This is a genomic window from Candidatus Nanopelagicales bacterium (assembly GCA_041393815.1).
Lineage (GTDB): Bacteria > Actinomycetota > Actinomycetes > S36-B12 > JAWKJK01 > JAWKJK01.
Genome location: JAWKJK010000002.1, coordinates 508,869 through 534,188, shown reverse-complemented (window position 1 = coordinate 534,188; position 25,320 = coordinate 508,869). Strand labels below are relative to the sequence as shown.

The 25,320-nt window shown below is 74.2% G+C and carries 31 protein-coding genes; 9 read left to right on the top strand and 22 right to left on the bottom strand.

Annotation, left to right across the window (positions count from 1 at the left end; all coding sequences use genetic code 11):
- Nucleotides 1-7: 7 nt before the first annotated feature.
- Both R2737_07955 and R2737_07950 read left to right on the top strand, forming a co-directional pair.
- On the top strand, nt 8-682 hold the full coding sequence (locus R2737_07955) for a TRIC cation channel family protein (protein MEZ5116187.1): 675 nt from the start codon (nt 8-10) through the stop codon (nt 680-682).
- Nucleotides 679-1,380 carry a TRIC cation channel family protein gene (locus R2737_07950; GenBank protein MEZ5116186.1) on the top strand — a complete coding sequence of 234 codons (702 nt, stop codon included), beginning with the start codon at nt 679-681 and terminating at the stop codon, nt 1,378-1,380. Before R2737_07955 ends, R2737_07950 begins: the two co-directional genes overlap by 4 nt.
- A 132-nt stretch (nt 1,381-1,512) precedes the next feature.
- Here R2737_07950 and mnmA read toward each other — a convergent pair whose 3' ends face one another.
- From mnmA to R2737_07925, 5 genes are all read right to left on the bottom strand, one after another.
- Complete coding sequence (mnmA, locus tag R2737_07945; protein MEZ5116185.1) at nt 1,513-2,616, bottom strand: tRNA 2-thiouridine(34) synthase MnmA; 1,104 nt, start codon at nt 2,614-2,616, stop codon at nt 1,513-1,515.
- A gap of 11 nt (nt 2,617-2,627) precedes the next feature.
- A complete protein-coding gene (locus R2737_07940) occupies nt 2,628-3,845 on the bottom strand; it encodes a cysteine desulfurase family protein (GenBank protein MEZ5116184.1) in 1,218 nt (405 codons plus the stop codon).
- A gap of 119 nt (nt 3,846-3,964) precedes the next feature.
- Entirely contained in the window at nt 3,965-4,918 is a 954-nt protein-coding gene (locus R2737_07935; protein ID MEZ5116183.1) for an electron transfer flavoprotein subunit alpha/FixB family protein, read from the bottom strand.
- Nucleotides 4,919-4,948: 30 nt separating this feature from the next.
- Entirely contained in the window at nt 4,949-5,710 is a 762-nt protein-coding gene (locus R2737_07930) for an electron transfer flavoprotein subunit beta/FixA family protein (GenBank protein MEZ5116182.1), read from the bottom strand.
- Nucleotides 5,711-5,899: 189 nt separating this feature from the next.
- Nucleotides 5,900-6,616 (bottom strand): TIGR00266 family protein, encoded by a 717-nt coding sequence (locus R2737_07925; protein ID MEZ5116181.1) that lies wholly within the window; start codon nt 6,614-6,616, stop codon nt 5,900-5,902.
- A 62-nt stretch (nt 6,617-6,678) separates the two neighbouring features.
- Between R2737_07925 and R2737_07920 the strand changes: the two genes are divergently transcribed.
- From R2737_07920 to R2737_07910, 3 genes are read left to right on the top strand one after another with little or no spacing between them, the layout of a single operon-like run.
- Nucleotides 6,679-7,437 (top strand): methyltransferase domain-containing protein, encoded by a 759-nt coding sequence (locus R2737_07920; GenBank protein MEZ5116180.1) that lies wholly within the window; start codon nt 6,679-6,681, stop codon nt 7,435-7,437.
- Nucleotides 7,434-8,978 carry a 1,4-alpha-glucan branching protein domain-containing protein gene (locus R2737_07915; protein ID MEZ5116179.1) on the top strand — a complete coding sequence of 515 codons (1,545 nt, stop codon included), beginning with the start codon at nt 7,434-7,436 and terminating at the stop codon, nt 8,976-8,978. The genes R2737_07920 and R2737_07915 overlap by 4 nt, the downstream gene beginning before the upstream one ends.
- A 50-nt stretch (nt 8,979-9,028) precedes the next feature.
- Nucleotides 9,029-10,288: a glycosyltransferase family 4 protein gene (locus tag R2737_07910; protein MEZ5116178.1), complete on the top strand. Its 1,260-nt coding sequence runs from the start codon at nt 9,029-9,031 to the stop codon at nt 10,286-10,288.
- On the opposite strand, the gene R2737_07905 is transcribed toward R2737_07910, so the two are convergent.
- A complete protein-coding gene (locus tag R2737_07905; GenBank protein MEZ5116177.1) occupies nt 10,269-11,180 on the bottom strand; it encodes an acyltransferase in 912 nt (303 codons plus the stop codon). The two genes, R2737_07910 and R2737_07905, sit on opposite strands and share 20 nt — an antisense overlap.
- A gap of 82 nt (nt 11,181-11,262) precedes the next feature.
- On the opposite strand from R2737_07905, the gene R2737_07900 reads away from it, so the two are divergent.
- On the top strand, nt 11,263-11,841 hold the full coding sequence (locus tag R2737_07900) for a GNAT family N-acetyltransferase (GenBank protein ID MEZ5116176.1): 579 nt from the start codon (nt 11,263-11,265) through the stop codon (nt 11,839-11,841).
- A gap of 408 nt (nt 11,842-12,249) precedes the next feature.
- Here the strand turns inward: R2737_07900 and R2737_07895 are convergent, their stop codons facing one another.
- The 13 genes from R2737_07895 to R2737_07835 all read right to left on the bottom strand — a co-directional run bounded on the left by R2737_07895 (nt 12,250) and on the right by R2737_07835 (nt 18,528).
- The gene (locus R2737_07895) at nt 12,250-12,495 is read right to left on the bottom strand and encodes a hypothetical protein (GenBank protein ID MEZ5116175.1); all 246 of its coding nucleotides are present in this window, start codon (nt 12,493-12,495) and stop codon (nt 12,250-12,252) included.
- A complete protein-coding gene (locus R2737_07890; protein ID MEZ5116174.1) occupies nt 12,482-12,895 on the bottom strand; it encodes a hypothetical protein in 414 nt (137 codons plus the stop codon). The genes R2737_07895 and R2737_07890 overlap by 14 nt, the downstream gene beginning before the upstream one ends.
- A 49-nt stretch (nt 12,896-12,944) precedes the next feature.
- A complete protein-coding gene (locus R2737_07885; GenBank protein ID MEZ5116173.1) occupies nt 12,945-13,205 on the bottom strand; it encodes a hypothetical protein in 261 nt (86 codons plus the stop codon).
- Nucleotides 13,206-13,317: 112 nt separating this feature from the next.
- A complete protein-coding gene (locus tag R2737_07880; GenBank protein MEZ5116172.1) occupies nt 13,318-13,578 on the bottom strand; it encodes a hypothetical protein in 261 nt (86 codons plus the stop codon).
- Nucleotides 13,575-14,453 carry a hypothetical protein gene (locus R2737_07875; protein MEZ5116171.1) on the bottom strand — a complete coding sequence of 293 codons (879 nt, stop codon included), beginning with the start codon at nt 14,451-14,453 and terminating at the stop codon, nt 13,575-13,577. The genes R2737_07880 and R2737_07875 overlap by 4 nt, the downstream gene beginning before the upstream one ends.
- A 362-nt stretch (nt 14,454-14,815) precedes the next feature.
- The gene (locus R2737_07870) at nt 14,816-14,980 is read right to left on the bottom strand and encodes a hypothetical protein (GenBank protein ID MEZ5116170.1); all 165 of its coding nucleotides are present in this window, start codon (nt 14,978-14,980) and stop codon (nt 14,816-14,818) included.
- Entirely contained in the window at nt 14,977-15,279 is a 303-nt protein-coding gene (locus R2737_07865) for a hypothetical protein (GenBank protein MEZ5116169.1), read from the bottom strand. The genes R2737_07870 and R2737_07865 overlap by 4 nt, the downstream gene beginning before the upstream one ends.
- The gene (locus R2737_07860; GenBank protein ID MEZ5116168.1) at nt 15,276-15,509 is read right to left on the bottom strand and encodes a hypothetical protein; all 234 of its coding nucleotides are present in this window, start codon (nt 15,507-15,509) and stop codon (nt 15,276-15,278) included. The genes R2737_07865 and R2737_07860 overlap by 4 nt, the downstream gene beginning before the upstream one ends.
- Nucleotides 15,506-15,934: a hypothetical protein gene (locus R2737_07855; protein ID MEZ5116167.1), complete on the bottom strand. Its 429-nt coding sequence runs from the start codon at nt 15,932-15,934 to the stop codon at nt 15,506-15,508. Before R2737_07855 ends, R2737_07860 begins: the two co-directional genes overlap by 4 nt.
- A 143-nt stretch (nt 15,935-16,077) precedes the next feature.
- Entirely contained in the window at nt 16,078-16,431 is a 354-nt protein-coding gene (locus tag R2737_07850; protein MEZ5116166.1) for a hypothetical protein, read from the bottom strand.
- Between the two features lie 67 nt (nt 16,432-16,498).
- Nucleotides 16,499-18,010 carry a YfjI family protein gene (locus tag R2737_07845; protein ID MEZ5116165.1) on the bottom strand — a complete coding sequence of 504 codons (1,512 nt, stop codon included), beginning with the start codon at nt 18,008-18,010 and terminating at the stop codon, nt 16,499-16,501.
- Nucleotides 18,007-18,261, bottom strand: coding sequence for a hypothetical protein (locus R2737_07840; protein ID MEZ5116164.1), 255 nt, complete (start codon nt 18,259-18,261; stop codon nt 18,007-18,009). The genes R2737_07845 and R2737_07840 overlap by 4 nt, the downstream gene beginning before the upstream one ends.
- 54 nt (nt 18,262-18,315) lie before the next feature.
- Nucleotides 18,316-18,528 carry a helix-turn-helix domain-containing protein gene (locus tag R2737_07835; protein ID MEZ5116163.1) on the bottom strand — a complete coding sequence of 71 codons (213 nt, stop codon included), beginning with the start codon at nt 18,526-18,528 and terminating at the stop codon, nt 18,316-18,318.
- 115 nt (nt 18,529-18,643) lie between these two features.
- Between R2737_07835 and R2737_07830 the strand changes: the two genes are divergently transcribed.
- A complete protein-coding gene (locus R2737_07830) occupies nt 18,644-19,183 on the top strand; it encodes a helix-turn-helix transcriptional regulator (protein ID MEZ5116162.1) in 540 nt (179 codons plus the stop codon).
- Nucleotide 19,184: 1 nt separating this feature from the next.
- Nucleotides 19,185-20,288: a site-specific integrase gene (locus R2737_07825; GenBank protein ID MEZ5116161.1), complete on the top strand. Its 1,104-nt coding sequence runs from the start codon at nt 19,185-19,187 to the stop codon at nt 20,286-20,288.
- Here R2737_07825 and R2737_07820 read toward each other — a convergent pair.
- The 3 genes from R2737_07820 to R2737_07810 all read right to left on the bottom strand — a co-directional run bounded on the left by R2737_07820 (nt 20,252) and on the right by R2737_07810 (nt 22,938).
- A complete protein-coding gene (locus tag R2737_07820; GenBank protein MEZ5116160.1) occupies nt 20,252-21,253 on the bottom strand; it encodes a methyltransferase domain-containing protein in 1,002 nt (333 codons plus the stop codon). The genes R2737_07825 and R2737_07820 overlap by 37 nt on opposite strands.
- On the bottom strand, nt 21,250-22,032 hold the full coding sequence (locus R2737_07815) for an enoyl-CoA hydratase-related protein (GenBank protein ID MEZ5116159.1): 783 nt from the start codon (nt 22,030-22,032) through the stop codon (nt 21,250-21,252). Before R2737_07815 ends, R2737_07820 begins: the two co-directional genes overlap by 4 nt.
- 135 nt (nt 22,033-22,167) lie before the next feature.
- The gene (locus R2737_07810) at nt 22,168-22,938 is read right to left on the bottom strand and encodes a matrixin family metalloprotease (protein ID MEZ5116158.1); all 771 of its coding nucleotides are present in this window, start codon (nt 22,936-22,938) and stop codon (nt 22,168-22,170) included.
- A gap of 197 nt (nt 22,939-23,135) precedes the next feature.
- Here R2737_07810 and glgX point away from each other — a divergent pair, with 197 nt between their 5' ends.
- Nucleotides 23,136-25,277 (top strand): glycogen debranching protein GlgX, encoded by a 2,142-nt coding sequence (gene glgX, locus R2737_07805; GenBank protein MEZ5116157.1) that lies wholly within the window; start codon nt 23,136-23,138, stop codon nt 25,275-25,277.
- The last annotated feature ends 43 nt before the right edge of the window (nt 25,278-25,320 follow it).

Here is a 25,320-nt window from a genome sequence, read left to right as displayed (position 1 = left end):
CCGCCGCATGTGGGAGAACTTCCTCGCGCTGCCCTCCTGGTCCCAGCTGGCCGCCGTCGTCATCGGCGCGGTCGCGGGCGCCACGCACGCCGCCCGGCGTGGCTTCGACGTGATCGGCGTGCTGGGCCTGGCCATCGCCACCGGACTGGGCGGGCTGCTGCTGCGTGACATCCTGCTGCAGGCCGGGACGTCGGTGGTGCTGCTGCAGAGCCAGTACATCGTCGGCGCCAGCCTCGCGGCCCTCGCCGGCTACTTCTTCGCCGGCCTGATCTCACGGGTGGGCAACCTGCTGCTGGTGTTCGACGCCTTCGCCCTGGGCTTCCTGGTGAGCGTGGGCACCGACCAGGCCGTCCGGCTCGCCCTGCCGGCCGGGTCGGCCATCTTCATCGGCGTCGTCACCGGCGTGGGCGGCCTGGTGCTGCGCGACATCCTGTCCGGCGAGGCGCCGCAGATCCTGCGCCCCGGGGTGTTCATCGCGGTGGCCGCCCTCGCCGGCGCCGTGGTGTTCATGGCGCTGCAGCGCTACACCCAGCTGCCCGGCAGCATCGTCCAGCTCACCACCGTCGCGGTCGTGGTGCTGCTGCGCGTGGGCGCTCGCTGGCGGGACTGGGAGACGCGCCCCGCGGTCGACTACACCGACCGGATCTGGCAGCTGTGGGCCAAGGTGGGCGACCGGCTGTGACCCTGCTGGCGGCCGTGTCGGCGGCGGCGGAGGTGGAGACGCAGTTCGTCTCGCTCCCGCCGACGTTCGACATGGCCGTCATCGTCATGGGCGGCCTGTCCGGCGCCGCCCACGCCGCCCGGATGAGACTGGACCCGATCGGTGTCTTCACCGTGGCGCTGTGCACCGCCGTGGGCGGCGGAGCGATCCGTGACACCCTGCTGGACCGCGGGCCGCCGGTGTTCCTGGTCGGGACGAACTACCTGGCCTACGCCGTTCTCGCGGCAGTGGTGGGCTACCTCTTCGCCGGTCTGATCACCCGGGTGCAGCGTGCGATGGACGTGGTGGACGTGCTCCTGCTCGGCCTGTGGGTGGTCATCGGCGCCCAGAAGGCGCTGGTGCTCGGGCTGAGCGGGCCCGCGGCGGTGTTCCTGGGGCTGGTCACAGCCACCGGCGGCGGCCTGCTGCGCGATCTGCTCGCCCGTCGCACGCCCCGGGTCTTCACCCCGGGCGAGTTCAATGCCCTGGCCGCCTTCGTGGCCTCGGTGGTGTTCGTCGGGCTCGCTCTCGCCGGGGTACCCCTGGAGGCACGGATCGTCGTCACGATCATCAGCGCGTCGGCGCTGCGGGCGGCGTCGCTGCGCTGGCACTGGCAGACCCAGCCTGCGGGCGGCCTGGGCATCCCGGTCGCCCGGGCCCCCGACCCCGCCGGCGACTGACCGACGCGCCGCTGACCGCGGCCGGATTCCAGATCCCGCGAAACACCAGAAGGGGCCCACCGGGACCGGCGGAACCCGGCCCGTTGTGGTGTCTCGCGAGGATCTTCCGACGCGGAGGCGCAGCAGCGCGGGTCAGGCCGTCCCGGCGATGGTCGCCGACCCCAGGACCCGGTCGCCGTCGTACAGCGCCACCGCCTGGCCCGGGGCCACTCCGCGGACCCGCTCGGCGAGACGGACCACGACCCCCTCGCCGGCAGCGCCCCCCTCGCCGGACCCGGCCGACGTCACCTCGACCGTCGCGGGGACGGCGGGCGCGTGCGCGCGCACCTGGGCGGCCGCGTCGAACGGGGAGCCCGGCGCCGGCCCGCACCAGCGCGCCGCGGTGCCTTCGATCACGCCGACACCGAGCAGCTCGGCCGGCCCCACCAGCACGGTCGCGCGGTCCGCCTCGACGCCGACGACGTACCGAGGCCGGTGGTCCGGTGCCGGCCGGCCGAGGCCGAGCCCGCGGCGCTGGCCGACGGTGAAGGCGTAGGCCCCCTCGTGCACGGCCAACACCTCCTCGGTCACCACGTCCACGACCGGACCGGGGCGGGCACCGAGCCGGGAGCGCAGGAAGCCGGCGGTGTCGCCGTCGGGGATGAAGCAGATGTCGTGGCTGTCCGGCTTGTCGGCGACCAGCAGGCCGCGCGCGGCCGCTTCCGCCCGCACGTCGGCCTTGTGAGAATCCCCGATCGGGAACAGCGCCCCTGCCAGCTGCTCCGCGTCGAGGACGGCGAGCACGTACGACTGGTCCTTGTCGGGGTCGACCGCCCGGTGCAGGCGCGGGCCGTCCGGGCCGTCCAGGCGGCGGGCGTAGTGGCCGGTGCAGACGGCGTCGAACCCCAGCGCCCGGGCCCGGTCGAGCAACGCCGCGAACTTGATCCGCTCGTTGCAGCGCAGGCACGGGTTGGGCGTGCGGCCGGCCGCGTACTCGGCGACGAAGTCGTCGACGACGTCCGCCCGGAACCGGTCCGCGAGGTCCCACACGTAGAACGGGATGCCGAGCACGTCCGCCACCCGCCGGGCGTCGCGGGCGTCGTCCAGGGTGCAGCACCCGCGACTGCCCGTGCGGTGCCGGTCCGGGTCCGGGGCCAGCGCGAGGTGGACCGCGGTGACGTCGTGCCCGGCGTCGACCGCCCGAGCGGCGGCGACGGCGGAGTCGACACCGCCCGACAGGGCCGCGAGCACGCGCATGCGGAACCGTCTCAGCCCGTCGGCCGGATGCGGACGAGGCCCGCGCGCCGGGCCCGCTGCACGGCACCGGGCAGGGCGTCGAGCAGCGCATCCACGTCCTCGTCGGTCGAGGTGTGGCCCAGCGAGAACCGCAACGACCCCCGCGCGGTCTCCTCGTCAACGCCCATGGCCAGCAGGACGTGGCTGGGCTGGGGGATGCCGGCGGTGCAGGCCGACCCGGTGGAGCACTCGACCCCGGCCGCGTCCAGCAGCATCAGCAGCGCGTCACCCTCGCAGCCGGGGAAGGACAGGTGCGCCACCCCCGGCAGCCGCTGGCGGGCGTCCTGCGTCGGGTCGTCGACCGGGTCGGGTCCGTTGAGAACCGCGTCGGGGACCAGGGACAGGACACCCTCGACCAGCCGGGTCCGCAGCGCGCGCACCCGGGCGGCCTCGGCCTCGCGGTCGCCGACCGACACGGTGACGGCGGCGGCGAACGCGGCCGCACCCGCGACGTCGACCGTGCCGGAGCGGATGTCGCGCTCCTGGCCACCGCCGTGCAGCAGCGGGACGGGCGTCAGCGCGCGGTCGAGCACCAGCGCACCCACTCCGGTCGGGCCGCCCAGCTTGTGCGCGCTGAGGGTGAGCGCGTCGACCCGGCCGGCGTCGACGGGCAGGTGGCCGACCGCCTGGACGGCGTCGCTGTGGAACGGCACTCCGGCGTCCCGGCACAGCGCCGCCAACTCGTCGACCGGCTGCACCGTGCCGACCTCGTTGTTGGCCCACATCACCGAGCAGACCGCGACGGCGTCGGGGTCGGCGCTCATCAGGTCGCGGGCCGCGGCCGGGTCCACCCGCCCGGTCCGGTCGACCGGGAGCAGCGTGACGTCGAAGCCCTGCGTGCCCAGCCACTCCGCCGGGTCCAGGACGGCGTGGTGCTCCACGGCCGACACCAGCACGCGGCGGCGGTGCGGGGACTCGGCGCGGCGCGCAGCGGCGAGGCCCTTCAGCGCCAGGTTGTCGGACTCGGTCCCGCCGGCGGTGAGGACGACGTCGCCCGAGCGCACGCCCAGCGCGGCCGCCAGCGCCTCGCGGGACTCCTCGACGACCCGACGGGCACGACGGCCGGATGCGTGCAGCGACGAGGCGTTGCCGACGTACGAGGAGTGCTCCAGCCAGGCCGCGCGGGCCTCGGGCAGCAGCGGCGTGGTGGCCGCGTGGTCGAGGTACGTGGCCGGGGACGTGCGGGACACCCGCCGAGGATAGACGCCCCGGCCCGAGACGCACTGTGGTGCCGGTTCCGTGAGCTGGAGCTCACGGAACCGGCACCACAAGCGGGTGGGCGCGGGGGCGCCGGAATGCGCGGGGCGCGTCAGCCCTTGCGCTTGCCGATCTCCTCGGTCAGCTGCGGGACGACCGCGAACAGGTCGCCCACCACGCCGAAGTCGGCCAGCTCGAAGATCGGGGCCTCGGGGTCCTTGTTGACCACGACGATCGTCTTCGAGGTCTGCATGCCGGCGCGGTGCTGGATCGCCCCGGAGATGCCGTTGGCGATGTACAGCTGCGGGGAGACGGTCTTGCCGGTCTGCCCGACCTGGAACTGGTGCGGGTACCAGCCGGCGTCGGTGGCCGCGCGGGACGCGCCGACCGCCGCGCCGAGGGAGTCGGCCAGTGCCTCGATGACCGCGAAGCCCTCGGCCCCGCCGACTCCGCGACCGCCGGACACGACGACGGCCGCCTCGGTCAGCGCCGGGCGCCCGCCCTTGGCCGCCACGGTGCGGTCGGCGACCGTGGCCGCCTTGGCCGCGTCCGACACGGCCACGGCGACGTCGGTACGGGCCGGCTGCGCCGGGGCCGCCTCCGGCGGGGTGGAGTTGGGCCGGATGGTGATGACCGGCGTGCCGGCGGTGACCTTGGAGTGCACGATCGTGGAGCCGCCGAACACCGACTGGGTCGCCACCAGGTCCGGGGACACCGCGACCGCGTCGGTGATGATGCCGGAGCCGGTCTTCACCGCCAGCCGCGCGGCGACCTCCTTGCCCTCCGCGGTGGAGGGGACCAGGACGGCGGCCGGCGACTTCTCCGCCACCAGCTGCGCCAGCAGCTCGGCCTTCGGGGCGACCGGGTGGTCGACCAGGTCGGCGGCGTCGGCGACGTAGACGTTCTGCGCGCCGAACTCGGCCAGCGTCGCGGCGCCGGTGTCGTAGCCGGGGCCCACCCACACCGCCGACGGCTCGCCGAGGGAGCGGGCCAGCGTCAGCAGCTCGGTGGTGACCTTCTTGACCACGCCGTCGGTGTGGTCGACCAGAACGAGGATCTCAGCCATGGGTCGTCTCTTTCGCTCTCGTCGGCGGGGTCAGAGGAACTTCTGCTCGGACAGGTAGTCGGCGATCTTCACGCCGCCGTCGCCCTCGTCGGTGACGATCGTGCCGGCGGCCTTCGGCGGCCGGGCGGCGAAGTCCTCGACCACCGACCACGACGCACCCAGGCCCACCTTCGCGGCGTCCAGGCCGGCGTCGGACGCGCTGAGCGTCTCGACCGGCTTCTTCTTCGCCGCCATGATCCCCTTGAAGGACGGGTAGCGCGGCTCGTTGATCTTCTCGACCACGCTGACGACGGCCGGGGTGGAGGCGGTCACGGTGTCGTAGCCGTACTCGGTCACGCGCTGCGCGGTGATGCTCGAGCCGTCCACGTCGACCTTCTGGCAGAACGTCACCTGCGGCAGGCCGAGCCGCTCGGCGACCATCGCGGGCACCACGGACATCCGCGCGTCGGTGGACTCCGAGCCGAACATCACGATGTCGAAGCCGCGGTCGCGCAGGACCTCGGCGAGCGCGTACGAGGTGCCCAGCGCGTCGGAGCCGTGCAGCGCGTCGTCGACGAGGTGGATGCCGCTGTCGGCGCCCATGCTCAGCGCCTTGCGGATGGTCTCCGCGGCGCGGTCGGGGCCCATCGAGACGACGACGACCTCGCCACCGGCGGCCTCGACGATCTTCAGCGCCTCCTCGACGGCGTACTCGTCGATCTCGTTCATCACGCCGTCGGCCGCGGCGCGGTCGAGCGTCGAGTCGTCGGCGCGGAGGGTCTTCTCCGCCCAGGTGTCCGGAACCTGCTTCACGCAGACCGCAATCTTCATGCTGCTCGCCGACCTCCCGTGTCGGTAGCCGGCCCGGCCAAGGCCGGGCGGTGGGCGCCCGCCGCGCCCTGCGATGACCCCAAGGATGCCCCCCGGCGTCGGGTGCCGGACGACCGGGTCCGGCGCACCCCCCGAGGTGGGTGCGCGGCTATGTTACCGGTCAGTAGGAAGTCAGGACGAGCTGGTCTGGCTGGGCACCTGCTCGCGGACCCAGTCCGACAGCTCGCGGATGCTGCGCGACTGCGTCCAGACCCGGCCGGGACCCGTCAGCTGGACCGCCAGCCACTCCCCCGACTTCACCGAGTTGAGGAAACCGCCGCCCTGCTGCTGCACCTGGGCGCCCATCCCGTCGTCGTACCCGACGACGTGGCCGAGGTCGACCACGACGCTCTGCCCGGCCTCCAGGGTGAAGTGGTCCAGCGCGCCGTACGACGCGACCACCGCGGTCCCGGACCCGGTCAGGTGCACGGCGAAGAAGCGGTTGCCGCCGAGCATCGACTTGAAGCCGCCCCACTTGGTGTCCAGCTGCACGTCGTCGGTCGAGGCCAGCCAGCTGCCCTGGGTGAGCACGATCCCGTGCGCGGGGTCGATGTCGAGGGTGGTGATGTCGCCCGGCAGGGCCAGGGCGAGGTCGAGCCACGAGGACGCGGCCGGGTCGCCGATCCACGTGGTGGTGAAGAAGGACTGGCCGCCGACGCTGCGCTTGAGGGCGCCCATGAAGCCGCCCTCCATCTTCGCCTCGTACGTGAGCGTTGCGGCCCGCATGTACAGCGCGCCCGAGGCGCACCGCACCCGCTGCCCGGGTTCGAGCAGGAGTCGGGCCACCGCGAACGACGGCTGGTGGCGGATCTGGACCTGGAGGGTGCCGGCACCGGGCTGCTGGGTCATGCCCCGATCCTGCCCGCAGGCGGCGGCGACGACCAGGGATCCCGGTCGTAGAGTCACGCCCCGTGACCCACGCCCTCCCGCTCACCGGCGAGCGGACGCTGCCCGGGGTCGCCGAGGAGACGTACTGGTTCCGCCGGCACGAGGCCGGCTACGCCTGGGCCGCCGCCCGGGCCGGCTCCGCGCTGGTCGGCGCGACCGTCCTGGAGGCGGGCGCCGGCGAGGGGTACGGGGCCGACGGGCTGCTCGCGCAGGGGGCCGCCACCGTGCTGGCGCTGGACTACGACGCAACCACCACCCGGTACGCCGCGACGGCGTACCCGCGGCTGGCCGTGGCGCGGGCCAACCTGGCCGCGCTGCCGGTGCGCGAGGCGACGGTGGACGTGGTCGTGACGCTGCAGGTCGTCGAGCACCTGTGGGATCTGCGGGGCTTCCTGCGCGACTGCGCGCGGGTGCTGCGCCCCGGCGGTCTGCTGCTGGCCAGCACGCCGAACCGGCCGGTCCACTCCCCCGGGCTGGGTCGGGGCGAGCGCCCCGTGCACCCGTACCACGTGCAGGAGTTCGACGCCGCGGAGGTCGCGGACCTCGTCGGCACGGCGGGGTTCACGGACGTCCGGGTCGAGGGTCTGCACCACGGCCCCCGGCTGTCGGCCTGGGAGGAGGCGCACGGCCCCCTCGTCGGCGCGCAGGTCGAGGCCGTGCTCGGCGGCACCTGGCCGGACGACCTGGCCCGGGCGGTCGAGTCCGTCACGGTCGCCGACTTCGTGGTCGACGACCGGGTGGACGACGCGCACGACCTGCTGGTCTCGGCGGTGCGGCCGTGACCGGGGGCGGCGCGGCGGACCGCGAGCCGGTCGGCACGTTCTGCCTGGTGCTGCACACCCACCTTCCCTGGCTGGCCCACCACGGCGCCTGGCCCGTGGGCGAGGAGTGGCTGCACCAGGCCTGGTCCAGCTCCTACCTGCCCGTGCTCGACCTGCTGGAGCGGCTGGCCGCGGAGGGTCGCCGGGAGCTGGTGACGCTGGGCATGACCCCCGTGCTCGCGGCCCAGCTCGACGACCCGTACTGCCTGGAGCAGCAGCACGTGTGGCTGGGCTTCTGGCAGGCCCGGGCCGAGGCGCTCGGGTCGCGCTCGGACCCCCGCGCCCGCGAGCTCGGCTCCTACGAGTTCCGCCGCGCCCAGCAGGCGTTCGCCGCGTTCGAGCGGCGCTGGACGCACGGCGCGTCGCCGGTGCTCGCCGGACTCGCCGACAGTGGCGCGGTCGAGCTGCTCGGCGGTCCGGCCACCCACCCGTTCCAGCCGCTCACCGAGGACCGGGTCGTGGCGTACGGGCTGCAGGTGGGCCGCGACGACGCGCGGCAGCGGCTGGGCCGCGCCCCCGCCGGCATCTGGGCGCCCGAGTGCGGCTACCGGCCGGGGCTGGAGCGGCTGTACGCGGCCGCCGGCGTGGGGCACCTGCTCGTGGACGGGCCGACGCTGCTGGGCGCCGGGCGATCGACCGCGGCCGGCTGGCGGCTCGGCGACAGCGACGTGGTGGCCTTCGGCCGCGACCTGGAGGTGTCCTACCGGGTCTGGTCGCCCCGCCGCGGCTACCCCGGCGGCCGCTGGTACCGCGACTTCCACACCCTCGACCACGACTCCGGCTTCCGGCCTGCGCGGGTGACCTCGACCCGGACCCCCTCGCACGACAAGGCGCCGTACGACCCGGCCCGCGCGGCGGTGGCGGTGGAGTCCGACGCCCGGGACTTCGTCGAGGTCGTGCGCGGCCGGCTGGCGGACCTCCGGGCCGAGCGAGAGGGCCGCCCCGGGATGGTCGTGGCCGCGTACGACACCGAGCTGTTCGGGCACTGGTGGCACGAGGGCCCGCAGTGGCTGGAACGGGTGCTGCGGCTGCTGCCGGAGGCCGGCATCCGGGTGACCACGCTGAACGGCGCGCGCGAGGCCGGCCTGGTCGAGGGCGCGGTGTGGCCGGGCGCGGGGTCCTGGGGGTCGGGCAAGGACTGGCGGGTGTGGGACGGACCCGGCGTCGCCGACCTGGTGGAGTCCCACCGGGCGGCGCAGCACCGCGTGCTGGACGCCGTGGACAAGGCGATGGACCGCCCGGGCGGCCGCGACGCCCGGGACCCTGCCCTGGACCAGCTGGTCCGCCAGCTGCTGCTGCTCCTGGCCAGCGACTGGGCGTTCATGGTCACCAAGGACTCCGCCGCCGGCTACGCCCGGGACCGGGCGCACGGCCATGCGTCGGACCTGCACCGGCTGGCCGACCTGGTCGAGTCCGGGCGGACCGTCGCCGCGGCGGCGGAGGCGGCCCGGCAGCGCGCGTACGACGGGCCGTTCGGCCACCTCGACGCCCGGCTGCTGTGACCGGCGCGGTCCGGCGGGCAACTCCCCGGGGTGGGTCCTACCATCGACCGGTGCGCGTCCTGCACGTGTCCTGGGAGTACCCGCCGGTGGTCTACGGCGGGCTGGGTCGGCACGTGCACGCACTGGCGGAGGCGCAGGCCCGCCGCGGCCACGACGTCACGGTGCTCACCCAGGGGTCCGACCAGGCGCCCGCCGACCAGGTGGTCAACGGCGTCCGCATCGTGCGGGTGACCCCGCGTAGCGACCTGCTCCCGCTCGACCTCGACCGGCTGCTGCCGTGGGTCGCGGCGTTCGACCACGACCTCGGGCACGCGGGGCTGGACCTGGTCGAGCGCTGGCGTCCCGACGTCGTGCACGGGCACGACTGGATGGTGGCGCACGCCTCGACCACGCTGCGGCAGGCGGCGGACGTCCCGCTGGTCGTGACGGTCCACGCGACCGAGGCCGGCCGGCACCAGGGCTGGTTGCCCACGGCGATGTCGCGGTCGATCCACACCACCGAGTGGTGGCTGACGTACGAGGCCACCCGCGTCATCGCCTGCTCGCAGCACATGCGCTGGGAGGTGACCCGGCTGTTCGCCGTCGACGCGGACCGGGTCGACGTCATCCCGAACGGGATCGACCTGGACGAGTGGCGTACGGACGCGGAGGCCGAGACGGAGGTCCGCGCCCGCTTCGCCGGGGACGGCCCGCTGGTGGTCTTCACCGGTCGGCTGGAGTGGGAGAAGGGCCCGCAGGTGCTGCTCGAGGCGGTGCCGGCGCTGCGCCGGCGTTTCCCCGGCCTGCGGGTGGTGATCGCCGGCAAGGGAGGCACGGCCCCGGACCTGGCCGAGCAGTGCGCGCGGCTGCGGCTGGGAGACACGGTGGTCCGCACCGGCTGGCTGCCCGAGCGCGACCTGCACGCCCTGGTCGCCGCGGCCGACGTCGCGGTCGTCCCGAGCCTGTACGAGCCCTTCGGCATCGTCGCCCTGGAGGCCGCCGCGCTGGGGACGCCCCTGGTGGTCTCCGACACCGGCGGGCTGGGTGAGGTGGTGCGGCACGGCGCGACCGGGCTGGCGTTCCCCGCCGGCGACCCGGTCGCCCTCGCCGACGCCGTCACCGCCGCCCTGGAGGATCCCGAGGCCACCGCCCGCCGGGCCGCCGCGGCCCGGCGGCTGGTCGAGCGCGAGCACGACTGGGACCTGCTGGCGGACCGGACCGTCCAGACCTACCGGCGCGCCGCCGCGGTCGGCGCGGCGCCCCCGGGCCGACCGGAGGACGTGCGGCCGGTGCTGCCGGACGGCAACCTGTTCAGCGACCGGACGGCCTGACCTCCGCCGGACCGGACCCTGCCGCCGGACCGGACCCTGCCGCCGGACCGGACCCTGCCGCGGGCTCCGGCGGCCCCGGCTGGCCCGGACCGGGCTGTGCCGGCCCGGGCTGTGCCGGCCCGGGCTGTGCCGGCCCGGGCTGTGCCGGACCGGGCAGGGCCGGAGCGCTCTCCCCCGCCGGCCCGCCGCCGGCCACCTCGCGGGCGGCGACGGCGGTCTTGCGGGCGATGTCGGCCAGCGCCGCCCGTCGCGCGGCGTCCGCCTCGTACACCGCGACCCGGTCCTTCAGCAGCCGCGCGGGTACGCCGCCGACCACGGACATCGGCGCCACGTCGCCGCGCACCACCGAGTTCGCGGCCAGCACGCTGCCGTGCCCGACGGTGGTGCCGCGCAGCACGGTCACCTTCGTCCCCATCCACACGTCCGGCCCGATCCGGACCGGCGACTTCACCAGGCCCTGGTCCTTGATCGGCCGGTGGATGTCGGCGGTCACGTGGTCGAAGTCGCAGACGTAGACCCAGTCGGCGACGATCGTGCCGCCGCCGATCTCGATGTCCAGGTAGCAGTTGACCGTGTTGTCCCGGCCGAAGACGCACTTGTCCCCGACGGTCAGCACGCCCTCGTGGCAGCGCAGCCGGTTCTCGTCCCCGACGTGCACCCAGCGGCCGAGGACCAGCCGGCCGTAGCCCCTGCGGGCGTACAGCTGCACCCGGCGGCCGATGAAGACGAAGCCCTCGGTGACGACGTGCGGGTTGCGGACCTTGAACCAGAAGAACCGCCAGTAGCGGACCAGGTACCACGGGGTCCAGGCCCGGTGCCGCACGACCCAGCGCAGCGACGCCCAGGTCAGGAAACGGGCCTGACGGGGGTCACGGGGCCGACGGCGGAGCACGGGCGGACAGGCTACCGGTGCGTTCACCGGCCCGAAGCCCGCGGGAAACGCGCACGACACGTACCGGGCGGACCCTGGCGGCATGGACGCCCGGCGCGCCCCCGTCCTGACCTGGACCGCGGCCCCGCGCACCGTCCCGCTCGCGGACGGCACCGTCGTGCTGGTCCGGGGTGCCCGGACGGCGGACGCGGACGCCGCCGCACTGCTGCACGGGCGGTGCAGCCCCGAGACGGTCTACCGCCGCTACCTGACCGCCGTCCCGCAGGTCAGCCGGTCCTGGCAGCGCCGGCTGCTGCTCACCGAGGTCGCGCTGACCGTGTGGGACGGGCGCCGGATGGTCGCCCTGCTCAACGCCTCGCCGCGCGGGGACGGGGAGGCCGACCTGGCCGTGCTGGTCGAGGACGCCTATCAGGGCCGCGGCCTGGGCACCCTGCTGGTCCGGCACGCCGCCGGGGTGGCCCGGCTGCTGCGCCACCGGGCCGTGCGGGCGCTCACCCTGCCGTCGTCGTACGCGGCGCGCCGGGTCCTGGCCGCGGCCGGCGCGGCCGCGTGGGAGGAGCCCGGCGACGGGACGCTGGTCGGGCGGCTGCTGCTGGGCACCGGCAGCCTCGGCGGGCTGATCGAGCCCGACGACCCCCCGGTCCGGCCGCCCCGCCCCTGACGGCGTACGTCGTCGCCCCGGTCCCCCGCGTTGTGGTGCCCCGTCGTCAGGGCTTCAGGCCGGTGACGCAGACGTTGTAGAAGAACTCACCTTGAGGGGCGGTGCCGTGAGGGGACTCGGGGTCATACCGCCTCTGACCTGCGGAAACACCGTTGGGAGCCGTTGGGACGCGGGGAGCGTTGTCGGACGTCTTGCGGACTCCTTGCGGACTCGCGGCCCGTGCCTACCGTCGTCCCCATGCCGATCCCGTCCCGCCGCTGCCCGGCCTGCAACCTCCCGATGGCCGGCCTCGAGGTCGACGCGCGGACCGCCCGCTGGTCGTGCGGTCGTCGACCGGGCGCCCGCGCATGGGGCGGCCACAGGCCGGACAGCGACGGCTCGGCAGGTCGTGGTCGGTGGTCGTGGTCGTCACGGCTCGACCTCGCTCACGGTGCCGTCGCCGTCGACCCGGTATCGGCCCATCGGGTGCTCAACGACGCCGTGCGGCAGGTCGTACCCGCGCACCACGACGTCCTCGCCGGCCAGCAGGGCGGCCGCCCGGGCGGCGAACGGTGCGCCCTCGACCTCGTCGTACACGGCCGCCAGGCGGCGCTCCTCGGCCAGCAGGAACCCCCGCACGTCGGTGCCGCCGGCTGCACCGCTACGCCGTGCCACCGCGCACCCCGCGCCGGCCCTGGAACCTGTCCCAGCGCGCGTTTGCGGCCCGGGCTGCCCTCGCCTGGGACTGGGTGCGGGTCACCCCGTCCTCGTCGGGCAGCGCCAGCTCGCCGAGCATCTTCGCCAGCGCCAGCCGGCCTTGTCGCACCTCGGTGACGGCGGCGCTGAGTCTCGGCTGGCCGGCGGCGCCGAGCACGACCAGTCCGTCGCGGTCGATCACCGCCTCAAGGGCGGCGATGTCGTCGGCCTGGCGGCAGGCGGCGGCGAGGGTCGCGCACTCCCGGCCGTCGAGCTCGAACCCGGCGTCGTGGACCTCGGTTGTGATGCTGCGCCACAGGCTCCGGCCGGCGTCCCCGAGCCCTTTGGGCGGGGCCGGGGGCTTGTCCTTCGCGGTCATGGTGTCCTCTCAGGATCGCTCGTGTTGGCATTCCAGCGGGCGGGGAGCGCTATGCCGACCAGGGCGGGGCGCCGGCCGGGAGGGTCCCTCCCCAGGGGTGCTGGACGACGTCGGCGTCGGTCAGCGGCTCGACCCGGTCGTCGAGGATGCGGACGGCGGGTGCGCCGGTGCGCCGCAGCAGGTCGACGGCCTGCGCCAGTGCTGCGTCGCCGATGCCGCGGCGGTGCAGCTCGGCGCGGACCCGGGCCACGGTGTCGGCGACGTCCTCGCCGGGTCGCGGTGCGAGTGCGCCGCGGTGCAGTACGGGCACGGGGTCTCCGTTCTCGCGCAGGGGTCCCGACCGGGCGGGAGCGCCGGCCACGGGCGGTGCCGCCCCGTGGAACTGACACCGCGGGCGCAGCCCGCCCGGCCGGGGGTCTCATTCAGCGGCCCTCGCCGGCCGCCCGGTCGCGGGCTCGACGTGCCAGCTCGCGCGCCGAGGGTCCGTCGTAGCCGCTGGGGTCCCCCGAGGTGTCGGCTCCGCCCTTGCCGGCGCGGATACGCGCGGCCGGGTCGTCGTCGACGTCGGGCTCGATGAAGATCGGGTCAAGTCGCGTGGAGTCGGCGCCCTTGTCTCGGCCGTGCGACCACGTCCGGTTGCGGGCGGCGAGCGCGAGCTCGCGTGGCGTCGGGTCGGCGGTCATCGCAGGCCCCCGACGTTCCACGGCTCGGGGTGCCGTCCGGCCGCGGCCTGCTCGGTGGCGTACTCGATCACGTTGGCCCACGCCTGCTCGACACCGACGACGCCGGGCCTCGCGCCGGCGTCGAGGGCGGCGGCCAGCCGGAGCCCGGGGTCGACGGGGAGTCGCTGCGGCAGCCTGTCGGGCCGGTGGCAGTGTCGCCACGGGGAGCGTGCCGGCAGGACCGACGGCATCGCGCACTCGAGGATCGCGGCAGCGGCGTCGAGCCGGTCGGAGGCGGCCCACGCGGCGTCCGCCTTGTCGACGGCCCGGAGCATGGCCCCCCAGTGGTCGCCGACGCCGGCGCGGGTCGCATCCTCGGCGGTCGTCACGCCGTCGAGCTGCAGCGCCGCCTCCGAGCAGTCCGCGGCCGCATCCCGGACGACCCCGTCGAGGGCGGCCAGCAGCGGCTCGGCGTTGGCGCGACACCAGTCCAGAGCCTCGCGTCGGGCCCGGTCCCGGGCGATGGCGAGGGCCTCGCAGGCCTGCTCGGCGTCAGCCTGCTCGGCGCGGGCCTTCCGCAGCCTCGCAGCCGCCTGCTGCGGGGTGACGTCGCCGGCGACCAGGGCGTCGAGCGAGGCCTCGGCATTGTCCGCGAGGGTGGCCCTCATGCGTTTGTGCTCGGCGTCCAAGGCGTCGGCCCGGTCGAGCAGGTCGACGCACGGCCGGACCGCCTCGCCGACGCCGGCGGAGTCGAACGCCTCCGCGACCAGGCGCAGGCCGGCGGCGCTGTTCTTGCTGACGGTGCCGTAGCGCCAGCGCGGCGGGTCCGGCGGCGTCCACGGCCGCGGCCGCGGCTCGATGTCGGTGGGCGGGTCGGTGTCGAGGTAGGTGCTCACGTTCGATCTCCGTTCGCTGTCGGGTGGTGCGGGGCTGGTGATCCGAGGGCTCGCTCGGCGATCTCGTAGGGAGTCAGGCGGGCCCGCAGCCGGACGACGGCCGGCGGGTCGACGGGGACGGCCCGGGCGGCGCAGGCGGTGTCGTGCGGCACGCCGGCTTGGGCGTCGTGGTCGCCGGGTTCGCACAACGGGCAGGTCGTCCTCATCCGTAGCCCGCCCTTCTCGCGGCCTTCTCGCGGCGCAGGCGGGCGCGTTCGGCGCGTTCGGCGTCGCGGCGTCGGACGGCGGCTCGGGCGCAGACGGCGCACCTCGAGGTCGGTCCGCGCAGGACGACGTCGTGGTGGTCCCTGCAGACGTACACGTCAGTCCTCCTCGCCGTCGAGCGGCTCGACGGCGACCGCCCCGCAGTCGGAGCAGCGGGCGACCTTCCACGGCCAGCCGGCGCCGTCGGCCGACGGCCGGGTTACGGTGACGACGGGCGGCGGCTCGCCGCAGCCAGGCCGGTGGTGCAGGTCGGGGGCGGTCACGGCGTCGGCTCCCGGGTCGCGTCCACGGCAGCGCGGACGACCTCGCGCCAGTAGCCGTCGAGGACGGCCTGCGCGTCGGACTCGCCGGCGTACCAGCCGTCGAGGACGAGGGCCACGCCCCAGCCGCCGTCGGGGTGCTGGGCGAGGGTCAGCGGCAGCGGGTCGCTGCCGAGCTGGTGGTGCAGCAGCGCGGCGTGCCCGGGCCGGTCGGGCAGGTCGAAGTCGAGCCGGGCGACGACGTGGCCCCTGCCGCGGTCCCGGCGCCGGTCCCGGCGTGGGCGCTGGTCCTGGGTCGTCACGGCGTCACCTCCGGCGCCGGCGGGGCGTAGGCGTCGACCTCGGCGAAGCGGACCGGCCTGGTGCGTTCGAGCGTCACCTGCGCGGTGCCGGGGACGGTCAGCCAGACGCGAGCTCGGGCCTCGGCGGCGGCCCGGTGCAGGTAGGTGCGGGTGGCGCGGACCTCGCCGTCGAAATTGATCCGGCGGACTCGCCACACGCGGTGTCGGCGGTGCAGGCGGACGGCCGTCATTGGTCGTCCTCGGGGTCGTAGGCCCAGGCCATCTCCTGCGCCAGCCACGTCGTCAGCACGGCGTGCAGGTCGGTGGTCAGGACGGGGTCGGCGAACGCGAACACGTCGCCGGCGGGCAGCCAGCCGCATCGGTCGCCGCTGCGGGCCTCGGTGGCCGTACGGACGAGCGGCCACAGGGTCGCCTCGAACCAGGCGTCCGCCTCGGGTGGGCGGGACGTGGTCCACCAGCGGTCGACGGCGACGGCGGAGTACCTCGGCCGCAGCGTGACCTCGACGGAGAAGCTGCCGCCGGACGGGTGGGGCACGCGGTACTCGCGCCAAGATGACCGGCCGAGGGTGCGGTGCTCGGGTGGTTGTCCGGTCGCGGCGGTGATGGCGGCCTCGAGGTCGGCCCAGGTCGGCCGGGTGGTGGCGGGGGCGGTCATCGGGATGCTCCGTTCGTGGGCTCGGTGGTCGGGGTCCGCCACAGCTCGCTGATCCGGCGGGTGGCCTCGACCGGTTGGCCGACGGCCGCGTGAGGTGACCTCGGGCGGCGGCAGCGGACAGCCGGGGCGATGGGTCAGGCCGCTCATGCGGCGTCCTCGTCGTACTCGTCGAACAGTCCGCTGGGGCGCTGCGGGGGGTCGAGGTGGCTAACGCCGACGGGTGAGCCGTCGAGCGCGGACGCGGCGTAGGCGTGGACCCACGCGCCGGGCGCCAGGACGAGCAGGGCGAGCGGGTCGCGGTCCATGCGCGCGTCGTCGCTGACCTTCTGAGTCTCCGACCACAGGGTCAGCACGCCGTCGCTGACGGTCATGGAGTCGGCCAGGCAGTAGGCCTCGCGGCCGTCGGGTAGGCCGACGTTGAAGCACAGCCGCCCGTAGCGGTCGGCGGTGCGGTGGTTCCCCTCGATGGAGAAGTCGAGCACCTTCGTGGTGGTCATGTCGTGTGCTCCCGTTTCGTAGTGGTGGAGGTGGCCGCACATTCCGCACTTCTGCGGAATGCCTGTGTCAGCGGCGTTGTGCGCGTTGTGCGGAATCTGCGAGCACCTGTGGGTGCACGCGGAACGTGGGTGAGGGGGGTCGGCCGGGTCCGTCGCGCGGCGGCTCGGGCTTCGGCTCGATCCACCCGTGGTCGGTCAGCAGGTCGAGCACCGGGTCGAGGTCGGGGACCTTGCGGAAGCGTCCGCGGGCGGCGTTGAACACGTCCCGCTTGGACACCGTCTCGGCGCCAAGGCGTCGCAGCACCGCGACGATGTAGCGGGCGTCGTCCAGCTCGACGTCGCCGCCCATCCGGTCGAAGGCGACCAGGGCGTTGCCGACCAGCCAGTTTGCGAGCAGCACGGCCCGGTCGACATGGGTGGACTCCACCGGCTTGCGCCCGGCGCCTTCGGGGTCGTCGGCGAGCGCGAGCAGCCCGGCGATCCGCACGACGGCACCGCCGAGCTTCGAGCCCCATGCGGCGACGTGCCCGAGGTCCGCGCCCGGTGCCAGGCGTGGCTCCAGGTGCCGCAGGAAGCCCACCAGGGCGCTCGTCGCGTCGGTCGTGAGGGTCAGCACGGCCGGGTCGGTCCAGCCCGCCAGCGAGCCCGCGAGGGTGGTGATGCCGGCGGCGTAGCCGTCGACCACCGGGTCGGGGATCGTGGGTGGGTCGACGTTGCGGGACCCCACCCTCGAGGTCGGCAGGACCCACCAGAAGCGGTCCAGCAGGCCGCGTCCGCGGAACCCGTCGTGCCGCGCGATCGCCTGGAGCACCTGTGGTTGCAGCATCAGCAGCAGGGTCAGCGCGGGGCGCTCGACGTACTCCGGTGCGCGTCCCTTGCGGTCGACCCGCAAGGTGTCCCCGGCGTGGCCCTTGAGGAACACGTCGAGGTTCGCCAGGCCGGAGGTGTAGCGGCCGGCGAGCATGTCGAAGACGCCCCCCTCGGCCGACAGGATCGCCAGCCGCCCGCCCTGCTCGGCCAGTAGCGTCGCGGTGGCCTCCGGGGTGACGTCGTCGGCGAACAGCCGCGGCTCGGCGGGGACGACGATGGCGCCGGCCATCGCAGCGGCGTCGATGGCCTCGGCCAGCGCGGCATCCCGGTCTTGGCCGTCCTTGCGGGCTGCACTGGTGCGGGCTGCGTCGGCGGCACGCTGGGCGACCTCGCGGGTGACGGCGGCCTCCACGATGCCGGGTCGGGCCCCTTCGGCGAGCGCCTGCTCGATGGTCACCAGCGGCTCGGTCATCGCGCGGTGGACCGCGGACTTCCGCTCACCGGGGGCGGCGACCACGCCGACGTAGGCGTTGGTCGGTTCGGTCCACCCGCGTCGGGCCTCGACCTGGGCTCGACCCCCACCACAGGCGGCGAGGACACCGAGGGCTGCGCCCGTGGTCATCGCGGCGTCGACCTGGGCGAAGTCGGCGAGCGCGGTGACGTGGTCGCCGAGCCAGCGGGGAAACACGTCGACCGGGGCGGACTTGGGCTGCCGCACCGCGCCGAGGGGGACGGGGTCGGTGGCGGCGAAGGTCTGCGCTCGACTCACGCGGCACCGCCGACGACGACACCGAGAGCGCGGGCGCACCGGCAGCGCGGGTCAGGCTCGGTGGCGCGGTAGGCCAGCGCCTCCAGGCCGACCGCACTGCATCGGTAGCAGGCGTTCTGCGTTTGTGCGGAATATGCGGGGTGGTGGTGATGGTCGCGGTCGCGTGGATCGGTGCAGCCGCAGGGGATCGGCGGCAGCCGCAGCGCCGCGAGGGCGCGGGCGGCGAGCCCAGGGACGGTTACTCTGTTCACGTCGTAGCTCCTCCTCGACGGCCCCCGGCCTGGTCACCGGGGGCCGTCGGCATGTCAGGACTGAGGACGGGTGAGCGCCGCCACGGGGATGGCCGCCTCGGACTGGAGGCGCTCCAGCCAGGCGATGACGTCGCGCTCGCGGTACAGGACCCGGCGGCCGACCTTGAACGACGGCGGGCCGTAGTCGATGTGCCGCCAGTAGCGGACGGTCGTCTCGGGCGCCCGGGCGAGCTCGCCGACCTCCCTGGTGGTGAGGTACTTGTCCATCTCCATTCCCTTCCGGGGAGGCAGTGGTTCCCTATCAGTTGTAACGGCTGGCGTTGACCGCAGTCAAACGGGTGGGGTATGTTTCTATTCCGTTTAGGGAATCGGAGGCCGGAGCATGCCGAGGCAGAACAAGGGGCGCAGCATCGGGGCGGAAGACGCCCTGGCCAGGCGCGTCAAGGTCGAGCGCGAGTCGCGCGGCTGGACGCCCGAGTCGCTCGCCAAGCGGATGACCGACATCGGCTGCCCCATCCAGCCGTCCGCCATCTACAAGATCGAGGGCGGCACCCCGCGTCGGGCGGTACGGGTCGACGAGCTCGTGGCGCTGTCGCAGGTCTTCGACATCCCGATGACGTCCCTGGTGGTCGACCCCGACGAGGGGCTGCCCGACGACGTCGCGGAGTCCCTGCGCGCTCTCCGCGGCGAGCTGGCGAACCTGAAGGCGGCCAACGACGCCCTGAAGTTCGCCGAGGCGGCGAACAGGCGTGCCAGCGACGAGGTCGTGGAGGCCCTGGCGGAGCTCACGGACGGAGCCGACCCGGTCCATCTTCGCTACGCCCTGGACAACGACCTGATCCCCCCGATGCCGCCCGACTTCCTGGCACTCATCGAGACCGCGGCGGGCCGTCGCCGGCGCCGCAAGAACACGAAGGGCTGACATGGCCAGCATCAGCAGGATTCAGCGCACCGGCGTGTGGCGGGCTCGGTACAGGGACCGCGCCGGTCGGGAGCACGCGAAGCACTTCACTCGGAAGGTCGACGCGCAGCGGTGGCTCGACTCGGTGACGGCCGCGGTGGTGACCGGGTCGTACGTCGACCCGCGGGCCGGCCGGGTGACGCTGCGGGAGTTCTACGCCGGGTGGGCCGAGCGCCAGGTGTGGGCGCCGACGACGGCACGGGCGATGGACCTGGCGGTGCGGTCGTGCTCGTTCGCCGACGTGCCGCTGGGCCGGGTCGACGCGACCCACGTCGAGGCGTGGGTGAAGGCGATGGAGCGGCGGGGACTGGCGGCGTCGACCATCAAGACCAGGGTTCAGAACGTGCGCGCCGTACTGCACGGTGCCCGCAAGGCCAAGGTCATCGGTGAGCACCCCGCGGACGGGGTGCAGACGCCCCGTGTGCGGCGCAGGGACGCGGCCATGCGTATCCCCACGCCCGAGCAGGTCGGGGCGCTCCTGGGCGCTGACAGCGGGTTCGCCCCGTTCGTGGCGCTGTGCGCGTTCGCCGGGACCCGGGTCGGGGAGGCGGCCGGGCTGCAGCCGGGCGACGTGGACTTCCTGGGGCGCAAGGTCCATGTCCGCCGCCAGGTGCAGCGCGCCGGCGATGGCACGGTCGACGTCCGGCTGCCGAAGTACGGCGCCGAGCGCACGGTGTACGTGCCCGACGAGCTGCTGGCCCTGCTCTCCCCCGTGGTCGACCTCGATGCGGCGTGGATGTTCACCCGCGACGGGGTGACGCCGTGGGACCAGAACGCGGTCGGTCACCGCTGGCGCCGCACCTGTCGGGCCGCTGGCGTGACCGGGTTCCGGCTGCACGATCTGCGGCACTTCTTCGCGTCGGGGTTGATCGCGGCCGGGTGCGACGTGGTGACGGTGCAGCGGGCACTCGGGCACTCCAGCGCGACCACGACACTGGCGACGTACTCGCACCTGTGGCCGACGGCGGAGGACCGGACCAGGGCCGCCGCGGGTGGTCTCGTGCGGCAGGTTCTCGGGACTCCTGCGGACTATTTGCGGACTGGCGGAGCCTCATCAGGGCTCTGACCTGGGCAAACACCCGTCACGCAGACGTTGTAGAAGAACTCGTCGGGCACGACGCGGGACAGCACGTGTTCGTCCCACCAGGACAGCCGCATCCAGCCGGTGTACGCGAACCTGGCCCAGCCCCAGCCGAGGGCCTCCGGCCGCACCGCGCACTCGAACGTACGCACCGGCCAGCCGAACCAGGACGCCGTGAGCTCCTCGGTCACGGTCTCCACGTCGATCGCCCCGGCCCGCAGGCAGGTCCGGGCCAGGTCGTCCGGGTCGAACGTGTGCTGGTCGACGATCCACTCCAGGTGCGCTGCCTCGGAGGACGCCTCCAGCTCCTCCCTCGGCCGCGCCCACCTGTCACGCAGCCATGGCAGCTGCGTCACCCGGGTCGCCGTCTCCCAGGTGAGGCGGGACAGCCAGCGGGCCACCGTGTCGCCGCGCTGCGTCGGCTCCCCGCAGAAGACGAACCGCCCGCCGGGCCGCAGCACCCGCAGCACCTCGCGCATCGCCGTGTCCACGTCCGGGATGTGGTGCAGGACGGCGTGGCCCACCACCAGGTCGAACTCGTCGTCGTCGTACGGCAGCCGCTCCGCGTCGGCGACCCGGCCCTCGACCTCGAAGCCGAGCGCGCGGGCGTTGCGCACCGCGACGTCGACCATGCCCGGGGAGATGTCGGTGACGTGGCCCTCGGCCAGGACCCCGGCCTGCTGGAGGTTGAGCAGGAAGAACCCGGTCCCGCAGCCCACCTCCAGTGCGCGTCCGTACGGCCATCCTTCGTCGCCCGCGACGTGCATGAACCGGTCCCGCGCGTAGTCGATGCAGCGGTCGTCGTAGGAGATGTGCCACTTCTCGTCGTAGGTCGACGCCTCCCAGTCGTGGTACAGCACGTTGGCGAGCTTGGGGTCGTCCCAGGCCCGCGCGAGCTGCTCCGCGGCGGTCGCTGGGCCGTCTGTGGTCATCGGGGTGTCGGTGCTCATCGGTGGTGGAACTCCGCCTTCCCGGGGCCGTGCTCGAGGAACGAGCGCATGCCGGTGGTCCGGTCCTCGGTCGCGAACAGCGCGGCGAACTGGATCCGCTCGATGTCCAGGCCGGTGTCGAGGTCGGTCTCCAGGCCAAGGTCGACGGCCTCCTTCGCGGCCCGCAGCGCGTAGGCGGGGCCACGGGCCAGCTGGGCCGCCAGGTCGCGCGCCTCGTCGTAGACCCGGTCCGGGGCGACCACGCGGTCGGCCAGCCCGATCCGCAGCGCCTCCTCGGCATCGACGAACCGGCCGGTGTAGATGAGCTCCTTGGCCCGGGAGGGGCCCACCAGGCGGGGCAGCCGCTGGGTGCCGCCGGCGCCGGGGATGATGCCCAGCAGGATCTCCGGCTGTCCCAGCCTGGCGTTGTCGCCCACCACCCGCAGGTCGCAGCACAGCGCGAGCTCGCAGCCGCCGCCGAGGGCATACCCCGTGATCGCGGCGATGGTCGGGTGCGGGATGCGGGCCACGGCGGTGAATCCGGCCTGCAGGCCGACCGACCGGTCCACGGCGTCCCGGTACGACCAGTCCGCCATCTCCTTGACGTCGGCACCGGCGGCGAAGATCTTCGGACCGCCATACACCACGACCGCGCGCACGTCCCCGCGCGTGGACGCCTCGTGCGCGCACGCGCCGAGCTCGTCCTGCACCTGCGCGGACAGGGCGTTCATCGGGGGCCGGTCGAGCCGGATGGTGGCGACCCCGTCGTCGTCCACCTCGAGCCGGACGAACTCACCCACGCCGTGCCTCCGCTCGTCGAGCCGTGCCCCCGGACCGAGCCGAGCCCCGGACGCGATGCCGACCGGGGAGACGATCCAGCCCCCGGATCCGGTCCGGGGGCTGGCAGCCTAGCGGCGCGGCGTCAGGTCGCCCTCTCACAGGTCCGTCCACACCACCGAGGGGACGTCGATGCAGCCGGCCTGCATGCCGACCTTGGCCAGCCCGGCCCGGTCGCCGTCGTGGTAGCCCGCGGACGGGCGGCTGATGAGCACCGGGTACATCAGCTCGCTGGTCGAGCTCACGTGCTCCAGGCCCACGACGTGGCCGAGCTCGTGCAGCAGCAGGTTGCCGCGAGTGATGCCCTTGCCGAAGCCCGGACGCACCGTCTTGTTCTCCAGCGCGTTCAGGACGACGTAGCCGCGCCCGATCGCACCGGTCCAGGGCTCGCCCGGGTAGGCCCACTGCTTGAAGGAGTACCCGCCGGTGCCGGCGACCGGACGGCCGTTCGAGTCGGTGCCGAGCAGGCTGGAGGAGGTCTTCGTCCGCGTCGGGTTGACCCAGGCCACCACGATCTCGGCCGGCTGCTCGGTCGACCACGACCGGCCGTCGGGGATGTAGCTCGTGGTGCCCGTGAAGGTGAACGTCATCCCGGTGGCGGAGCCGAGGATGTCGAAGGACTTCTTCACGTCGGCGAGCGCCGCGGCGCGGGCGGAGGAGGTCGAGCCGGCCAGGGAGACGTTGACCTTGTAGGTGATGCCCGGCTGGCAGGGGTTCCAGCGCATCGGGAGCTTCTGCCCGGTGGAGGTGGTGCTCGAGGCCAGCGAGTAGGCGGCCGAGGCGGCCGACGCCGGGGTGGAGCTGGTCGCGAAGGTGGCCACCGACAGCGCCGCGAGGGTCCCCGCCACCGCGGCGATCCCCTTCCGCATCGTGGCCTCCCGGCCTCGTTCCGTCGCTGACACCTCAGAGATCGGCCCTAGGGGTGCCCGTCTTGAAAGCCGGTGGCCGCCATCACCCGAACGGAGCAGCGGCCGCGGGCCGTCGTCACGCGGAGTCGATGTCACGGCGGGGTACGGTGGCGCGCCGGCCGTGGCGGCCCCGGCCGTGAACCTGCGAGGGAGACCGTGTGGACGACGCATCCGCTCCGGCACCGGTGTGGCCGGGTGACGGCGAGCCGCTGGGCGTCACCGTCGACGACGACGGCGCGAACGTGGCGGTGTGGGCCGAGGGCGCCGACGCGGTGACGCTGTGCGTGTTCGACGACGACGGGACCGAGCACCGGCTGCCGCTGGAGGAGCGGACGTTCCACGTCTTCCACGGCTACGTGCCGGGGATGTCCGCGGGCACGCGCTACGGCTTCCGGGTGGACGGCCCGTGGGAGCCCGAGCGCGGGGCGCGGTGGAACCCGAACAAGCTGCTCATCGACCCCTACGCCCGCGCGGTCGAGGGCCGGATGTCGCTGGACCCGGCGATCCTCGGCCACCAGTTGGGGGACGACCTGGCCCGCAACGACACCGACTCGGCCGCCTTCGTCCCCCGCTCGGTCGCAGTCCGCGACGACTTCGACTGGGGGGACGACTCACCCCGGCGGGTGCCGTGGGGCGACACCGTCATCTACGAGGCGCACGTACGCGGGTTCACCCGACTGCACCCGGGCATCCCGGAGGAGCTGCGCGGCACCTACGCGGGGCTGGCGCACCCGGCCGCGCTGGAGCACCTGACCTCGCTGGGAGTCACCGCGGTCGAGCTGCTCCCCGTGCACCAGTTCGTCGACGAGGTCCACCTGCTGCAGAACGGGCTGACCAACTACTGGGGCTACAACTCCATCGCGTTCTTCGCGCCGCACAACGCGTACTCGGCCTCCGGCCAGCGCGGGCAGCAGGTGCGGGAGTTCAAGCAGATGGTGAAGGCCCTGCACGACGCCGGCCTGGAGGTGATCCTCGACGTCGTCTACAACCACACCGCGGAAGGCGACGAGACGGGCCCCACGCTCAGCTACCGGGGGATCGACAACGACGACTACTACCGGCTGCGCGACCACGGCCGCCGCTACACGGACTACACCGGCTGCGGCAACACGTTCGACGTCTCCCGGCCGCACGTCCTGCAGCTGGTCATGGACTCGTTGCGCTACTGGGTGCAGGAGATGCACGTCGACGGGTTCCGCTTCGACCTGGCCTCGGCGCTGGCCCGGTCCTTCCACGACGTGGACATGCTCGGCACCTTCATGAGCACTGTCCAGCAGGACCCGGTGCTGCGCCGGGTGAAGCTCATCGCGGAGCCGTGGGACATCGGCTCGGGCGGCTACCAGGTGGGAGAGTTCCCGCCGCTGTGGACCGAGTGGAACGACCGCTACCGCGACTGCGTGCGCGACTTCTGGCGGGGGAACGCCGGCGTCGGCGAACTGGGCTGGCGACTGAGCGGCTCGGCCGACCTCTATGCCAGCGAGGGTCGCCGGCCGTACGCCTCCATCAACTTCGTCACGGCGCACGACGGCTTCACCCTGCGCGACCTGGTGACGTACGAGCGCAAGCACAACGAGGCCAACCTCGAGGACAACCGCGACGGCACGGACAACAACCGCTCGGACAACTACGGGGTCGAGGGCGAGACCCACGACCCCGAGGTGCTGCGGGTGCGCCAGCGCCAGCTGCGCAACCTGCTGACCACTCTGCTGCTGTCGACCGGCGTACCGATGATCACCGCCGGTGACGAGCTCGGTCGAACCCAGCGGGGCAACAACAACGCCTACTGCCAGGACAACGAGATCTCCTGGCTGGACTGGGGCCTGCAGCCCTGGCAGCACGACCTGCTCACGACGACCCGCTGGCTGCTGCGCCTGCGGCGCGACCACCGTGTCTTCCGCCGCCGCTTCTTCTTCGACGGCGCGCCGGTGGAGGCGGGGGGCGCCAAGGACCTGGCCTGGCTGGGCCCGGACGGGACCGAGCTCACCGACGAGGAGTGGCACTCCCCCGACACCCGGACGATCGGGATGTACGTCTCCGGTCGGCTGCGCGCCCGGGACCGCCAGGGCCGGCCGATCCGGGACGACTCGTTCCTCCTGCTGCTGCACGCCGGCGACGGGCATGAGCCGTTCGTGCTGCCCGGCGCGCCGTACGGACTGCGCTACCGGCGGATCCTGGACACCCAGGAGGACGTGCCGCACGACGCGCCGTGGGAGGACCCCGCCGGTGCGACCGTGATGCTCGGGCCGCGCAGCACCGTGCTGCTGCGCGTCACCGAGGACGCCCCGGCCGAAGCAGGCTGATCCGACGGTGAACCGACCGGCGGTGGGCTGACCCTACGGTCAC

Coding starts and splice junctions, on each gene's coding strand:
- R2737_07880 (MEZ5116172.1), bottom strand. CDS start 13,578: ATGACCGCCGACCCGACGCCACGCGAGCTCGCGCTCGCCGCCCGCAAC.
- R2737_07855 (MEZ5116167.1), bottom strand. CDS start 15,934: ATGACCGCCCCCGCCACCACCCGGCCGACCTGGGCCGACCTCGAGGCC.
- R2737_07835 (MEZ5116163.1), bottom strand. CDS start 18,528: ATGGACAAGTACCTCACCACCAGGGAGGTCGGCGAGCTCGCCCGGGCG.
- mnmA (MEZ5116185.1), bottom strand. CDS start 2,616: ATGCGCGTGCTCGCGGCCCTGTCGGGCGGTGTCGACTCCGCCGTCGCC.
- R2737_07860 (MEZ5116168.1), bottom strand. CDS start 15,509: ATGACGGCCGTCCGCCTGCACCGCCGACACCGCGTGTGGCGAGTCCGC.
- R2737_07830 (MEZ5116162.1), top strand. CDS start 18,644: ATGCCGAGGCAGAACAAGGGGCGCAGCATCGGGGCGGAAGACGCCCTG.
- R2737_07955 (MEZ5116187.1), top strand. CDS start 8: ATGTGGGAGAACTTCCTCGCGCTGCCCTCCTGGTCCCAGCTGGCCGCC.
- R2737_07825 (MEZ5116161.1), top strand. CDS start 19,185: ATGGCCAGCATCAGCAGGATTCAGCGCACCGGCGTGTGGCGGGCTCGG.
- R2737_07900 (MEZ5116176.1), top strand. CDS start 11,263: ATGGACGCCCGGCGCGCCCCCGTCCTGACCTGGACCGCGGCCCCGCGC.
- R2737_07935 (MEZ5116183.1), bottom strand. CDS start 4,918: ATGGCTGAGATCCTCGTTCTGGTCGACCACACCGACGGCGTGGTCAAG.
- R2737_07810 (MEZ5116158.1), bottom strand. CDS start 22,938: ATGCGGAAGGGGATCGCCGCGGTGGCGGGGACCCTCGCGGCGCTGTCG.
- R2737_07850 (MEZ5116166.1), bottom strand. CDS start 16,431: ATGACCACCACGAAGGTGCTCGACTTCTCCATCGAGGGGAACCACCGC.
- R2737_07820 (MEZ5116160.1), bottom strand. CDS start 21,253: ATGAGCACCGACACCCCGATGACCACAGACGGCCCAGCGACCGCCGCG.
- R2737_07890 (MEZ5116174.1), bottom strand. CDS start 12,895: ATGACCGCGAAGGACAAGCCCCCGGCCCCGCCCAAAGGGCTCGGGGAC.
- R2737_07925 (MEZ5116181.1), bottom strand. CDS start 6,616: ATGACCCAGCAGCCCGGTGCCGGCACCCTCCAGGTCCAGATCCGCCAC.